General features: G+C 73.5%; 15 protein-coding genes. 12 read left to right on the forward strand and 3 right to left on the reverse strand.

From position 1 onward, the window contains the following. From Csp2054_RS12630 to Csp2054_RS12640, 3 genes are read left to right on the forward strand one after another with little or no spacing between them, the layout of a single operon-like run. Nucleotides 1–729 carry an ABC transporter ATP-binding protein gene (locus Csp2054_RS12630; protein ID WP_096899670.1) on the forward strand — a complete coding sequence of 243 codons (729 nt, stop codon included), beginning with the start codon at nt 1–3 and terminating at the stop codon, nt 727–729. After that, nucleotides 726–2,003, forward strand: coding sequence for an ABC transporter permease (locus Csp2054_RS12635; protein ID WP_096899671.1), 1,278 nt, complete (start codon nt 726–728; stop codon nt 2,001–2,003). The genes Csp2054_RS12630 and Csp2054_RS12635 overlap by 4 nt, the downstream gene beginning before the upstream one ends. A 57-nt stretch (nt 2,004–2,060) precedes the next feature. Further along, nucleotides 2,061–2,588, forward strand: a complete 528-nt coding sequence (locus Csp2054_RS12640; protein WP_176491691.1) for a GNAT family N-acetyltransferase — start codon at nt 2,061–2,063, stop codon at nt 2,586–2,588. 70 nt (nt 2,589–2,658) lie between these two features. Here Csp2054_RS12640 and Csp2054_RS12645 read toward each other — a convergent pair whose 3' ends face one another. Beyond that, on the reverse strand, nt 2,659–2,934 hold the full coding sequence (locus Csp2054_RS12645; RefSeq protein ID WP_096899740.1) for a hypothetical protein: 276 nt from the start codon (nt 2,932–2,934) through the stop codon (nt 2,659–2,661). A gap of 103 nt (nt 2,935–3,037) precedes the next feature. Here Csp2054_RS12645 and Csp2054_RS12650 point away from each other — a divergent pair, with 103 nt between their 5' ends. From Csp2054_RS12650 to Csp2054_RS12660, 3 genes are all read left to right on the forward strand, one after another. Beyond that, on the forward strand, nt 3,038–3,709 hold the full coding sequence (locus Csp2054_RS12650; RefSeq protein WP_096899673.1) for a hypothetical protein: 672 nt from the start codon (nt 3,038–3,040) through the stop codon (nt 3,707–3,709). 69 nt (nt 3,710–3,778) lie between these two features. Beyond that, nucleotides 3,779–5,224, forward strand: coding sequence for a phytoene desaturase family protein (locus Csp2054_RS12655; RefSeq protein WP_096899674.1), 1,446 nt, complete (start codon nt 3,779–3,781; stop codon nt 5,222–5,224). Nucleotides 5,225–5,226: 2 nt separating this feature from the next. After that, nucleotides 5,227–5,670 carry an SRPBCC family protein gene (locus tag Csp2054_RS12660; protein WP_096899675.1) on the forward strand — a complete coding sequence of 148 codons (444 nt, stop codon included), beginning with the start codon at nt 5,227–5,229 and terminating at the stop codon, nt 5,668–5,670. Between the two features lie 63 nt (nt 5,671–5,733). On the opposite strand, the gene Csp2054_RS12665 is transcribed toward Csp2054_RS12660, so the two are convergent. After that, a complete protein-coding gene (locus Csp2054_RS12665; RefSeq protein WP_096899676.1) occupies nt 5,734–6,552 on the reverse strand; it encodes a shikimate 5-dehydrogenase in 819 nt (272 codons plus the stop codon). Nucleotides 6,553–6,628: 76 nt separating this feature from the next. Here Csp2054_RS12665 and Csp2054_RS12670 point away from each other — a divergent pair, with 76 nt between their 5' ends. Further along, nucleotides 6,629–7,567 carry an NADP-dependent oxidoreductase gene (locus tag Csp2054_RS12670; protein ID WP_255252732.1) on the forward strand — a complete coding sequence of 313 codons (939 nt, stop codon included), beginning with the start codon at nt 6,629–6,631 and terminating at the stop codon, nt 7,565–7,567. Between the two features lie 44 nt (nt 7,568–7,611). After that, entirely contained in the window at nt 7,612–9,009 is a 1,398-nt protein-coding gene (locus Csp2054_RS12675; protein WP_096899742.1) for an L-serine ammonia-lyase, read from the forward strand. Here Csp2054_RS12675 and Csp2054_RS12680 read toward each other — a convergent pair. Next, nucleotides 8,990–9,223, reverse strand: coding sequence for a hypothetical protein (locus Csp2054_RS12680; RefSeq protein WP_096899677.1), 234 nt, complete (start codon nt 9,221–9,223; stop codon nt 8,990–8,992). The genes Csp2054_RS12675 and Csp2054_RS12680 overlap by 20 nt on opposite strands. A 110-nt stretch (nt 9,224–9,333) precedes the next feature. Here Csp2054_RS12680 and Csp2054_RS12685 point away from each other — a divergent pair, with 110 nt between their 5' ends. From Csp2054_RS12685 to Csp2054_RS12700, 4 genes are read left to right on the forward strand one after another with little or no spacing between them, the layout of a single operon-like run. After that, a complete protein-coding gene (locus Csp2054_RS12685) occupies nt 9,334–9,579 on the forward strand; it encodes a hypothetical protein (protein WP_096899678.1) in 246 nt (81 codons plus the stop codon). Nucleotides 9,580–9,626: 47 nt separating this feature from the next. Continuing rightward, the gene (locus tag Csp2054_RS12690; RefSeq protein WP_096899679.1) at nt 9,627–11,312 is read left to right on the forward strand and encodes a bifunctional 3'-5' exonuclease/DNA polymerase; all 1,686 of its coding nucleotides are present in this window, start codon (nt 9,627–9,629) and stop codon (nt 11,310–11,312) included. 37 nt (nt 11,313–11,349) lie between these two features. Beyond that, a complete protein-coding gene (locus tag Csp2054_RS12695) occupies nt 11,350–12,156 on the forward strand; it encodes a phosphatase PAP2 family protein (protein WP_096899680.1) in 807 nt (268 codons plus the stop codon). Nucleotides 12,157–12,165: 9 nt separating this feature from the next. Continuing rightward, nucleotides 12,166–13,833 carry a serine/threonine-protein kinase gene (locus Csp2054_RS12700; protein ID WP_096899681.1) on the forward strand — a complete coding sequence of 556 codons (1,668 nt, stop codon included), beginning with the start codon at nt 12,166–12,168 and terminating at the stop codon, nt 13,831–13,833. The last annotated feature ends 18 nt before the right edge of the window (nt 13,834–13,851 follow it).

Below are 13,851 nucleotides of genomic sequence, written 5' to 3' on the forward strand. Positions count from 1 at the left end.
ATGACCACCCCGGTGCTCGAGGCCCGCGGCCTCACCAGGACCTACGGCCGCGGTGACACGCGGTTCGACGCGCTGAAGGGCGTGTCCCTCACCGTCCAGCGCGGCGAGAGCCTCGCGATCGTCGGCAAGTCGGGCTCCGGCAAGTCGACGCTCATGCACCTGCTCGCGCTCCTCGACAAGCCCAGCTCCGGGCAGCTCCTGCTCGACGGGACCGACGCGTCGACGCTCGGCGCCCGGCAGGTCAACCGCACCCGCAACAGCACGTTCGGGTTCGTGTTCCAGCAGTTCTTCCTGACGCCGAAGACGTCCGTGCTCGAGAACGTCGTCCTGCCGCTGAAGATCGCCGGCGTCACGGGTGCCGAGCGCAAGCGTCGGGGGATGGCGGCGCTCGAGGCGCTCGGCTTGGCGGACAAGGCGAAGAGCGACGCGAACGACCTGTCGGGCGGGCAGAAGCAGCGGGTCGTGATCGCGCGTGCGCTGGTGGGGGAGCCGAGCGTCATCTTCGCCGACGAGCCGACGGGCAACCTCGACTCGGCGACCGGACAGGTCGTCGAGGACATGCTCTTCGGTCTGCAGCGCGAGCGGGGCATCACGCTCGTCGTCGTCACGCACGACGACGAACTGGCCGCGCGGTGCGACCGCAGCGTCCACGTCCGGGACGGCCTCGTCGTCCCCGGTCCGACGGCCACGGACTCCACCGGGTCCCACCACGGGAGGCACTCCGCATGAACTTCCTCGACCTCCTGCGCACCGCGGTCGCCAACACCTTCCGCTCCAAGCTCCGCACCACCCTCACGGTGATCGCGATCTTCATCGGGGCCTTCACCATCACGCTGACCTCGGCGATCGGCACGGGCGTCGGCAACTACATCGACGCCCAAGTCGCCTCGATCGGCGACACCGGCACGCTCACGGTGACGAAGGCCGTGCAGACGACCACCGACGGCGGCCCCGCGAAGTACGACCCGGAGGAGTCGAGCCAGAGCGTCGACCGGGGTCCGGCGTCCTTCGCCTACCTCTCGCAGTCGGACGTCGACACCATCACGGGGATCGACGGCATCCGGAGCGTCCGACCCGCGGTCGCGCTCGCACCGAAGTGGGTCGAGTACGACGACCACGGCAAGTACGTGGTGTCCGTCACCGCCGACGCCGGGCAGGTCACGGCCGACCTGGCGTCGGGAGAGCAGCTCGACGACGGCTCGGACGCCCCGAACCAGCTGCTCCTGCCGACGAACGACCTCGACGCCCTCGGACTCGGCTCGGCGCGGGCCGCGGTCGGCAAGGAGCTCACGATCGGCATCGACGACTACCTCGGCAAGGAGCACACCGTGACCGCGACGGTGGTCGGCGTGCAGAACGAGTCGCTGTTCGGCAGCACCGCGGGAGCGAACACCGCCCTGACCGACGCACTCCAGGCCGTGCAGGAGACCGGCAAGCCGTCGACGATCGCCACGTCCTACGCCAGTGCCACGGCGACGCTCGACTCGGGGGCGTCCACCACCGACGTCAAGCGGGCCCTGGCGAAGGACGGTTACACGGGGCAGACGATCCAGGACCAGCTCGGGCAGTTCCAGACGGTCATCAACGGCATCGTCGGCGTCCTCAACGCGTTCGCGGTGATCGCGCTCGTCGCCGCAGGGTTCGGCATCATCAACACCCTGCTCATGAGCGTGCAGGAACGGACCCGCGAGATCGGCCTGATGAAGGCGATGGGCATGGGCGGCGGCAAGGTCTACACGCTGTTCTCGCTCGAAGCCGTGTTCATCGGGTTCCTCGGCAGCGCGATCGGGGCGGGCGTGGCGATCCTGCTGGGCACCGGGATCTCGAACCTGCTCGCCGGCACCGTGCTGAAGGATCTCCCGGGCCTGCAGATCCTGCAGTTCGCTCCGTCGTCGGTCATCACGATCATCCTGGTGGTCATGGCGATCGCGTTCCTCGCCGGCACCCTGCCCGCCAGACGCGCCGCGCGGCAGAACCCGATCGAGGCCCTGCGCTACGAGTGACGCGGCTCCCGCTGCGGTCCCGGACGCCGTGGCGGTCGGGTGCATATGGTCGGGTACGTGGCGGCCTTCGGACGGGACCTCGGTGACGGGTACACGCTGACACTGCGTGACCTGACCACCGTCGAGCCGCTGCACGCCCTCGTCGTCGCCAACAGCGCGCGGCTCCGGGCCGCGGAGCCGTGGGCGTGGCAGCAGCAGACGGTGGAGACCATCGCCATGCACACCGAGCACCTGCTCGGGCAGTACGCGATGGACCGGTCGCTGCCGTGCGTGATCCGCGCGGACGACCGCGTGGTCGGCGCCGCCTCGCTCGCCTTCGACCCGTACCTGGGGCAGGCGTCGCTCGGGTACTGGATCGACGCCGGCCTGGAGGGACGGGGTGTCGTCCGCCGTGCGGCCACCGTGCTCATCGGGGTGGCGCGGGCACGGGGGTGCGCACGGGTCGAGATCCGCACGGCGGTGGACAACGCGCGCAGCCGCGGTCTGGCGGAGCTGCTCGGGTTCGTGCACGAGGGGACGCTCCGGAGCGCCATGCCCCTCGGGCCCCGGCGGGTGGACGTGGCGGTGTACGGCCTCGTGCTCTGAGCCGGGCCGGGCGGCCCAGGCAGCTCCCGTCGCGCCTCGGTGCGGAGCGCGCGGCGCTCGCGGTGCGACGTCAGCGGCCGGACGTCGCCCCCTGCCACACCGCGAAGACCCCGCCGGCGACGAGGAGCGCGACGAGGAGGATCCACACCGCGAGTGCGACGAGGTTGAGCAGGATGCCCCAGCCGGCACGTCCGCGTGCCATCGGCTCCCGGCTGCGTGACGCGATCCCGAGGCACAGGCCGACGACCGGGGCGAAGAACGTCCACCCGGCGAGCAGCGAGCAGATCCCCAGGACGAGCGAGGCCGTCCCGAGGCCGGTACGGGGTGCGGTGGCTGGCGCGGTCATGGCCTCGACGGTACGCACCCGCGCCGCCGCGCGCGTCCGTCCGGGAGCCGATCCCGGGTCCACCGCGCGGGTGACGGCCGTCGGACGCCGGTATCGTCGGAGCATGGCCATGTTCGGACGACGCAGCAAGAACGACGTGCGCGACCGACCCGTGAGCCAGGTCGAGCTGAAACGGGCCGTCGACGAGGGGTTCCTCATCGCCAAGGCAGCGGTGGTGGTCGCGGTGGCGAACCGGATCATCACGAACGCGCTCCGCGACCAGGGCTACTTCGACCACGCGCTCATCGCCGACGCCGCACGACAGGAGCTGCACCGCATGGCCGAGGAGCAGCGGGGCGACGCGGCGCGGATGCGGGAGATCCGGGCGACCGCCAGCAAGCAGAAGGGCCGGTCGCGGCACCAGCACGACTACCGCCGCGGCGACGACCTCAAGCTCCGCACGCGTGAGGCCACGTACGAGCAGCTCGCTGCGCTGCTCGACCGGCGACGGGACGACCAGGGCTTCGTCGACGGCATCGTGCTGCAGGCGCGGGCGCGGGCGTGGGACGACATCGGGACGACCGTGGTGGGGCGGCTCGGATGGGCTCAGCGTCCCGCGGACGACTACGAGGTCGGACGCGACGAACGTCTCCAGCAGATGCTCGACGAGGACTTCGCCGCGCTGCTCGCCGAGCACCCCGTCGGCTCGACCCCCGCCGGTGCTGACGAGCCCGACGACGCCGACGACCCCGACGACGGTTCGGACCCGGCCGACGCGGACACCGCGCGCGCCTGACACAGCCCGCCGCCGGCCGCACGCGGGCCCTGGACACGCACGCACGCCGCCCTGCCTAGGCTCGGGGGCATGGTGGATGCGGTGGTCGTCGGAGCTGGACCGAACGGACTCGCGGCCGCGGTGACCCTCGCACGAGCCGGGCTCAGCGTCGAGGTCGTCGAACGGAACGACACGATCGGCGGCGGCGCCCGGACCGCCGAGCTCACCCTGCCGGGATTCCGCCACGACGTCTGCTCGGCCGTGCACCCGATGGCGCTGCAGTCCCGGTTCTTCCGCGCGTTCGGGCTCGAGGACCGCATCGAGCTCCGCCTCCCGGACGTGCAGTACGGCCACCCGCTCGACGGTGGCCGCGCCGGCATCGCCCACCGCGACCTCGCCCGCACGGCGGACACGCTCGGCGTCGACGGTCCGGCCTTCCACCAGCTCATGGCGCCGCTCGTCCGGAACGCCGACCAGGTCGCCGACTTCGCCAACGACGCCCTCCTGCACGTGCCCCGCCACCCGGTCACGGTCGCCCGGTTCGGCCTGCGCGTGCTCGAGCAGGGCACGCGGGCCTGGGACGCCCGCTTCCGTGAGGACGTCGCGCCGGCGATGGTCTCCGGGGTCGCCGCGCACTCGATCCAGCACATGCCGTCGCTCTCGACCGCGGCAGCGGCGCTGTCCCTCGGCGTCTACGCACACGCTCGGGGGTGGCCCGTGCCGGTCGGCGGGAGCCAGGCGATCGTGGACGCACTCGCCGGCGACCTCGTGGCGCACGGCGGTCGGATCGAGACCGGTCGGGAGGTCCGGAGCCTCGGTGACCTGACGCCGGCCAAGGCGGTCTTGTTCGACACGAGCGTCCCGGGCATGCTCGCGATCGCCGGTCGACAGATCCCGACCCCGCGGCGCGGCGCCCTCCGGCGGTTCCGGTTCGGCAACGCCGCCGCCAAGGTCGACTTCGCGCTCTCGGGTCCGGTGCCGTGGCAGAACGAGGAACTCCGGCGTGCCGGGACCGTGCACATCGGCGGCACCCGGGCCGAGATCGCCGCCGCCGAGGCCGAGGTCGCCCGGGGCCGCCACGCCGAACGGCCGTACGTGCTCGGCTCCGAGCCGACGGTGGTCGACCCGAGCCGCGCGCCCGAGGGGAAGCACGTCTTCTGGGCGTACGCGCACGTGCCCGCCGGTTCGGACGTCGACCAGACCGAGGCCGTCACCCGGCAGATCGAACGCTTCGCGCCGGGGTTCCGCGACGTCGTCCTCGAGTCGGCGAGCCGGACGGCGGTCGACATGCAGGCCTACAACCCGAACTACCACGGCGGGGACATCGCGGCGGGGGCGGCGAGCTTCTGGCAGCTCGTGAAGCGGCCGGTGGTGTCGTCGGACCCGTGGCGGATGGGCGGCGGGATGTACCTGTGCTCGGAGGCATCGGCCCCCGGCCCCGGCGTGCACGGCATGGCCGGGTGGCACGCGGCGAGGAGCGCCCTCCGCCACACGTTCGGTCTGCCGACCGACGTCGATCTCGCACCGGAGGACTGACCATGGCCAAGAACGTCCGCATCCTGCACTGCCCTCCCGAGGCCGTCTTCGACGTGTTCCGCGACGGCTGGCTCTACACGACCTGGGTGGTGGGGGCCTCGCGGATGCGCGCCGAGGACCCGGAGTGGCCCGCCGTCGGCAGCCGCATCCACCACTCGTTCGGCGTCTGGCCGATCACGATCGACGACACGACGACCGTGCAGCGATGGGACCCGCCGCAGGCCATGACGATCCAGCCACGTGGCTGGCCGCTGGGGGAGGCGCGCGTCGAGCTCACCGTCGAGGAGCACCGGAACGGCTGCAAGGTGACGATCCGCGAGGACCCGGTCGCCGGTCCGGGGGCGCTGGTGCCGGGCTTCCTGATGCAGCCGGCGATCTGGGTACGCAACCGCGAGACGCTGCGACGGCTCGGCTGGGTCGCCGCGGGTCGCGCCGGGCGCGACTGACCGACGGCCTGGAGGCCCGTGGCGGCGCCGCCACGGGCCTCCAGGCCGGCGCGGCGAACGCCGCTACTCGGCGCGGCTGAACGCGCTCGCGCGGCGCACTTGGTCGTCCGTCAGGGCGACGCCGGTGTAGCGCTCGAACTGCCGTGCGGCCTGGAGCGCGATGACCTCCGCGCCCGCGACGACGTGCTTGTCGGCAGCTCGTCCCGCGCGGACGAGCGGAGTCTCCGACGGGAACGCGACCACGTCGAAGACGGTGTGCGCCGCGTCGATCCGGTCGTCCTCGAACGCGAGCACGTCCTGCTGGTCGCCGCGCATGCCGAGCGGCGTGACGTTCACGAGGACGTCGGCGTCGCCGGCGGCGGACACCTCCGGGACCCACTCGTACCCGTACTGCTCCGCCAGGTCCGGACCGGTGGCGGTGTTCCGCGCGACGACCGTGAGGTGCTCGAAGCCGGCACCGCGGAACGCCGCCGTGACGGCCTTGGCCATGCCGCCGGAACCGCGCAGCAGCACGCGGGACGTCGGGTCGACGCCGTGGCTCGCGAGGAGGGACGACACGGCCTCGTAGTCGGTGTTGGACGCCGTCAGCACGCCGTCGTCGTTCACCACCGTGTTCACCGACCGGATGGCGGCGGCGGACTCCTCGAGCCTGTCGACGAGGGGGATGATCGCCTCCTTGAACGGCATCGAGACCGAGCAGCCGCGGATCCCCAGCGCCCGGATGCCCGCGACGGCGCCCGGCAGGTCGGTCGTCGTGAACGCCTTGTACAGGAAGTTCAACCCGAGCTCGTCGTACAGGAAGTTGTGGAACCGGGTGCCGATGTTGCTCGGTCGGGCTGCCAGCGACATGCAGACCTGCATGTCCTTGTTGAGGATGGGCATGCCGCCAGTCTCGCACGCCGCTGCCGATGGAGCGGTCCATGTCCGCCGCCGCCACCGCGCGGGTACCGTCGTCCGCATGGCTGACATCCCCGACACCATGCGCGCCGTCCGGTTCTCCGAGTGGGGCGACCGATCCGTCCTCCGCGTCGAGGAGGTCCCGGTCCCGTCGGTCGAGGCGGGCCGCGTGCTCGTCCGGGTGCGAGCCGCCGGCATCAACCCGGGGGAGGCGGCGATCCGCCAGGGGCTCTTCGACGACGGTGACCCGTCGAAGCTGCCGTCCGGCCAGGGCACCGACTTCGCGGGCGTCGTCGTGGCGGTCGGTGAGGGCGTGGACGGCGTCGACGAGGGCGAGGAGGTCCTCGGCTGGTCGTGGGAGCGGTCGAGCCACGCCGAGTACGTGTCCGTGCCCGCCGGTCAGGTCGTGCAGAAGCCGCACCTGCTCTCGTGGGAGGTCGCCGGAGGGCTCGACGTCGTCGCGACCACCGCTGCCGCTGCCGTCCGTGCCGTCGATCCGCGACCGGGCGAGACCGTCGTCGTGTCCGGGGCCGCGGGCGGGGTCGGCGGGTTCGTCACGCAGCTGCTCACGAACGAGGGCGTGGACGTCATCGCGATCGCGTCCGAGGCGAACCACGACTGGCTCCGGTCGAAGGGCGCCCGTCCGGTGGCGTACGGCGACGGCCTGCAGGAGCGCATCGAGACCCTCGCGACGAACGGGGTGGACGCCCTCGTCGACACGTACGGCGCCGAGTACGTGCACCTCGGGGTGGCGCTCGGGGTGCCGGTCGACCGCATCGAGACGATCATCGCCTTCGAGGCGGCCACCGAGCTCGGCGCGCGGACCGCGGGCAGCGCGGACACCGCCGACCCGGAGATCCTCGGGGCCCTCGCGCTGCAGGTCGCGGACGGGGCGATCGAGGTGCCGATCGCGGCGACCTACCCGCTCGACCGGGTGCAGGACGCCTACGCCGAGCTCGAGGAGCGGCACACCCGCGGCAAGATCGTCCTCGTCCCCTAGTCGCCCTGGAGGCCCGTCCGTCCGGACGGGATAGTGTGGCGGACGTGCCGGTCTCCGTCTTCGATCTGTTCAGCATCGGCGTCGGCCCGTCGAGTTCCCACACGGTGGGACCGATGCGCGCCGGAGCCGCCTTCGCCGCGGCCCTACCGCCCGGCGTCGCCGGGGTCCGCGTCCACCTCTACGGCTCGCTCGCGTCCACGGGGCACGGGCACGGCACACTCGGGGCTGTCGCCGCGGGCCTGATGGGCCGCGACCCGGAGACGGTCGACCCGGACCGGATGGCCGCCGACCTCGAGGACCTCGAGCGCACCGGTGTGCTCCGCCTCGGCGGGGGAGTCACCGTGCCCTTCCGGCTGGCCGACGTCGTCCTGCACCCGCTGACGATGCTGCCGCGGCACCCGAACGGCATGCGGCTCCGGGCCACCGACGCCGACGGTTCCGTGCTGGCCGACGAGACGTACTACTCGATCGGCGGCGGGTTCATCACCCGGGACGGCGACACCGAGGACGACGGGGACCCGGACGCCGAGGTCGCGAGCGCGGCCATCCCGGTCGACGACCACGTCCCGCACCCGTTCTCGAGCGGCGCCGAGCTGCTCGCCGAGTGCGCGCGCTCCGGTCTGCCCGTGAGCGGGATCGCCCTCGCGAACGAGATCGCCCTCGACACCTCCGAGGCCGACGTCCGCGGGCGGATCCTCGGCATCCACGCCGTCATGGAGCAGTGCGTCGAGCGGTCGGTGCGCCGGACCGGGACCCTCCCCGGCGGCCTCGAGGTCCGGCGGCGCTCGGCCACCTGGTACGAGCAGCTCGTCCGGGACGACCCCGACCACGACCCCCTCTTCGCGATGGAGTGGGTGAACCTCGTCGCGATGGCGGTCAACGAGGAGAACGCGACCGGCGGACGGGTCGTCACCGCCCCGACGAACGGTGCGGCCGGCATCATCCCCGCGGTGCTGTTCTACGCGCTCACCTACGTGCCGGCGATCACACCCGGGCTGCGCGACGACGCGGTGGTCCGCTTCCTGCTCACGGCCGGCGCCGTCGGGTCGATCTACAAGGAGCGCGCGTCGATCTCCGGCGCGGAGGTCGGCTGCCAGGGCGAGGTCGGGTCGGCGGCGTCGATGGCGGCCGCCGGGCTCGCCGAGGTGCTCGGCGGCACCCCGGAGCAGGTCGAGAACGCGGCCGAGATCGCGATGGAGCACAACCTCGGGCTCACCTGCGACCCGATCGGCGGCCTCGTCCAGATCCCGTGCATCGAACGGAACGCGATCGCGGCGAACAAGGCGATCAACGCCGCCCGGATGGCGCTGCGCGGCGACGGGGTGCACCACGTCTCGCTCGACCAGGTCGTCGAGACGATGCGTCAGACGGGGGCGGACATGTCGACGAAGTACAAGGAGACGGCGATGGGCGGGCTGGCGGTCAACGTCCCGCTCTGCTGACCAGCATCTCGACCTCGGCGCTCGCCGGGACGACGTGGTGCCCGCCGTCCTCGTCGAGCACGATCAGCCCCGTCGCGCCCGCGCCGGCGAGCTCGTCGACGGCGATGCCGGTCACGGTGCGGTCGCGGTCGCGGTAGCGGACGAGTGCGTTGATCGGCACGTCGTCCACGGCCACCTGCTGCCAGCGCTCCCGCTCGTCGATGATCGTCGTCATGCCTCCATGATGACGGATATCCAGAATACGTGGTAACCGGAGGGATCCTCGCGCTCGCGGGCAGCGTCGGATGACGGTCTCGGGAGCCTGCGGCGCGTACCCTCACGCGCATGACCGCAGGAGACGCCCACGCCGACCAGCCCGACCGCCGTCATCCCGACCGTGACAGGCCCGACCGTGACCGGCTCGACGACGGGGTCGACATGACGTTCGAGGAGCGCCGACAGGACACGCTGCGGCGGATGTCCGGGTCCGACGAGCACGACGCCGCGCCGCGGGTCGAAGTCTCCGAGGCCCCCGACGGCGACGTCCGGATCGACGTGGCCGACACTGCGGCGGTCCGCCCGGGCGACTGATCGACCGCGGCGCGCTGGCCGACGGTGGCACACGGCATGATCGTCCCGTGCACCTCGTCCTCCACCGCCGCGACGGCGGCGTCACCGCGACGCCCCTGACCGACGCGGGGACCGACGGGGGCGAGCCGGTTCACGTGGAGCTGTCGCGCCTCCCGGCCTTCGTCGCCGACCGGGACGCGCCGGACGTCCGCTGGGTCTGGGACGACACCACCGGGTGGTACCCGCCCGTCCTGCAGGCGGGCGGCCGCGTCGGACGCTGCGTCGACCTGCGGCTCGGCCGCCGCGTGCTGCGCGGCGCGCTCGCCGCACGGGGGTCCGCGCTCCAGACCGCTCCGGCGGACGCGCTCGACGCGCCGGCCGCGGAGGCCCGGATCGCCCGCCCGACGCAGGCGCAGCTCTTCGACGACGCCCTGTTCGACGCGCCGGCACCAGCCGACGCCGTCGACCCGGTGGCGGAGTTCCGCGCCCAGGCCGACACGGTTGCCTCGTCCTCGGCTCCGGGAGCGCTCCGCCTCCTGCTCACCGCGGAGTCGGCGGGAGCGCTGGTCGCCGCGGAGATGCACCACGCCGGACTGCCGTGGCGCGCGGACCTGCACGAACGGCTGCTCGAGGCCGAGCTCGGGCCGCGTGTGCCGTACGGCGTCCGACCCCGACGGCTCGAGGAGATCGCCGCGGTCATCCGAACCCGCCTCGACGACCCCGGGCTGAACCCCGACTCGCCGGCCGACGTCCTCCGTGCCCTGCGCCGCGCCGGCCTCACCGTGGCGAGCACCCGGAAGTGGGAGCTCCGTGAGCTCGACCACGCCGTCATCGAGCCGCTCCTCGAGTACAAGCGGCTGGCACGGCTCCTCACCGCGAACGGGTGGACCTGGCTCGACGAGTGGGTCCACGCGGGCCGGTTCCACCCGAAGTACGTCGTCGGCGGCGTCGTCACCGGACGCTGGGCGGCGGACGGCGGGGGAGCGATGCAGCTGCCGAAGGGCATCAGGAGCGCCGTGGTCGCCGACGACGGGTGGAAGCTCGTGGTGGCCGACGCCGCCCAGCTCGAGCCGCGGGTCCTCGCGGCGATGTCCGGCGACCGGGCGATGGCCGCCGCGGGTGACGGCCGTGACCTGTACGACGGCGTCGTCGCCTCCGGTGCCGTCGAGACGCGCCAGCAGGCGAAGGGCGCCATGCTCGGCGCCATGTACGGCGCCACGCAGGGCGAGGGCGGTCGACTGGTGCCGCGCCTCGCCCGCGCGTTCCCGCAGGCGCTGGCGCTCGTCGAACGGGCGGCCAGGGCGGGGGAGCGCGGGGAGCCCGTGACCACGCTGCTCGGACGGACGTCCCCGGTGCCCGACGACACCTGGTTCACCGCCAGGAACCGCGCCTACGCCGTCGACGGCACCCCCGCGATGCAGCGCGCCGTGGAGTCGCGCGCCCGGAGCTGGGGACGGTTCACGCGCAACTTCGTCGTCCAGGGCACGGCGGCCGAGTGGGCGCTCGCCTGGATGGGGTCGCTCCGCACCCGGCTCGCCGCACGCTTCCCGGGGCCCGTGACGGCCGGACCGCACCTGGTGTTCTTCGTGCACGACGAACTCGTCGTGCACGCGCCCACCGAGCACGCCGAGTGGGTCGCCGACCAGGTCCGCGCGGCCGCGGTCGACGCCGGGCGCATCCTGTTCCGGGACTTCCCGGTCGTGTTCCCCCTGTCGGTGGCGATCGTCGACGACTACGGCGCCGCGAAGGACTGAGGGACCGCTCCCATGCACCCTCGGGCATGGTGGGCAGATGCACACGGAGCACCGGGAGATCCCCGACGAGCGGGTCGGCGACGTCGACCTCACGCGCTGGCGGACCCGGGCCGGCCGAGCGGTCGCCGACGCCTGGGCCGCGCTCGGGCACCGCTGGGGTGCGCTCCCGCTGCTCGTGCTGACGCTGGCGATCGGCATCGCGGTCGCCGTCGTCGCGACCTGGGCGGCCTCCGAGGTCTACGACGCGGTCCGGGAGCACGACGACGTCGCGGTCCTCGACCAGCCCGTGCTCGACTGGGTGCTCACCCTGCGCTCGCCGACGGCGGACGTGCTCGTGACGTGGTGGACGGACGTGGCGGGGACCATCGGGATGCCGATCGTCGCGGCCGGGTTCCTGGTGGGCTTCACCGTCCAACGCCGGGCGTGGACGCCGCTCGTGCTCCTGGTGGCCGCGAGCGCCGGGTCGCTGCTGATGACCGTGGCGGGGAAGGACCTCATCGGACGCGCCCGACCGCCGCTCGCCGACGCCGTGCCGCCGTACGAGCACTCGCCGTCGTTCCCGTCCGGACACACCCTGAACGCCACGGTGGTCGTCGGGACCATCGTGTACCTGCTCGTCCTGCGGCAGTCGCGGACGGTGACGCGCGTGTGGACGATCGTCGCCGGGACCGCCTTCGTGCTCTCGATCGGGGCCTCGCGGGTGTTCCTCGGCCACCACTGGCTGACCGACGTGCTGGCGGCGTGGGCGCTCGGGGCGGCGTGGCTCGCGCTCGTCGTGACGGCGCACCGGCTGTACCTGACGGCGCTCCGTCGAGGTGCGCGGCCCGTCAGGTCCGGCCGGTAGTTTCGCCACATGGGTGATCGGGTCTTCGGCGGCAGGTACCGCGTCACGGGCACGCTCGGACACGGCGGGATGGCGTCCGTCTACCGTGCCGTGGACGAGCAGCTCGGGCGCGAGGTGGCCGTGAAGGTCTTCCGCATCGGCGCGGTCGACCACGGTGAGCGAGCCCGTGCTGAGGCCGAGATCCAGGTGCTCGCGTCGCTGCGGAGCCCGGCGCTCGTGACGCTCCACGACGCGACCCTCGACGACGCCGACGGCGACTCGTACCTCGTGATGGAGCTCGTGCCGGGCAGTGACCTGTCCACCCGGCTGCGCGAGGGGCCGCTCGACCCGGTCACGAGTGCCCGGATGGGAGCCCAGGTCGCCGAGGGGCTGGCGGTCGCGCACGCGCAGGGCGTCGTGCACCGTGACGTGAAGCCCGCCAACGTGCTCCTCGAGTCGGACGGCGTGCACGTCAAGCTCGCCGACTTCGGCATCGCCCTGCTCCGTGACTCCGCCCGCGTCACCGGGACCGGCACCGTGATGGGGACGGCGGCGTACATCGCCCCCGAGCAGGTCCTCGGGCAGCCGATCACGGGCAAGGTGGACGTCTACGCGCTCGGACTGCTCCTCCTCGAGAGCCTCACCGGACGTCGGCCGTTCCCGGGCTCGGCCGTGGAGTCCGCGACCGCCCGGCTCGCCCGCGGACCCGAGATCGACCAGCACCTGCCGACGGCGTGGCGGACGCTGCTCCACGTGATGACCGCGCAGGACCCACGGGACCGCCCGACCGCTGCGGAGGCGGCCGAACGGCTCCGGGCCCTGGGACGGGACGACGCCGCTCCCGCGACCCAGCTGCTGCCCGGAGCCCCGGGTGCGGTGACCCGTGCCGGCGCGGCGGGCGGCGTGGCAGGTGCTGCGGCGGCCGGGGGTGCTGCGGCGGCGGGCGACACCGCTGCGGCCGACACCGCGGCGCTCGGTGCCACTGCGCCGATGGACCAGGCGGACTGTCCCGTCGGCCCGGACGAGGCGACGCGGGTGCTCCCGACGAGCCGCGCCCCCGGACCGGACGACGTGGCCACGACCGTGCTCGGCACCCGCGCGGCCGACAGCGGCGTCGCTGGTGGCGGCGTCGCTGGTGGCGGCGGCGCGGGCACCGGCGGCCCGGGTGGCCGGACGAGTGCCGCCGCTGGTGCAGCGGCCGGTGGCGGAGGTGCCGGGTCGGCTTCGGGCGGCTCCGGCGGTCGACCGCCGGGGCCGGGCGGCTCCGGCAGCCGGGGCGAGGACCCGGACCGCCGTCGCCGTCGCGCGGTCATCGCCGCGATCGTGGTCGTCGCCCTCGTCGTCGCCGCGATCGTGACCGCGCTCGTCGCCCTGGGCGGGGGTGGTGGGACACCGGCTCCGACCGAGTCGAGCACGAGCAGCCCCAGCAGCGAGCCGGGGCAGGAGCAGCCGAGCGACGACCAACAGCCGAGTGCGCCCGCCGAGCAGCCGAGCGACCAACAGCCGAGTGCGCCCGCCGAACAGTCGAGTGAACCGGCGCAGCAGCCGTCGCAGGACATTGTGCCGTCGACGCTACCGGAGCCGACGATCCCGGCCTCGAACCCCGTGCAGGCACCGCAGGGCGGGTCCGGGACGGGTGCCGGCACGAAGGGCGGCCCGGGGAAGTCGTCGGACGCGCCGGGACACGACAAGGGCTAGCGTTCGTCCACACGCTGG

Origin of the sequence: Curtobacterium sp. 'Ferrero', from assembly GCF_002412165.1 — a bacterium.
Taxonomy (GTDB): domain Bacteria; phylum Actinomycetota; class Actinomycetes; order Actinomycetales; family Microbacteriaceae; genus Curtobacterium.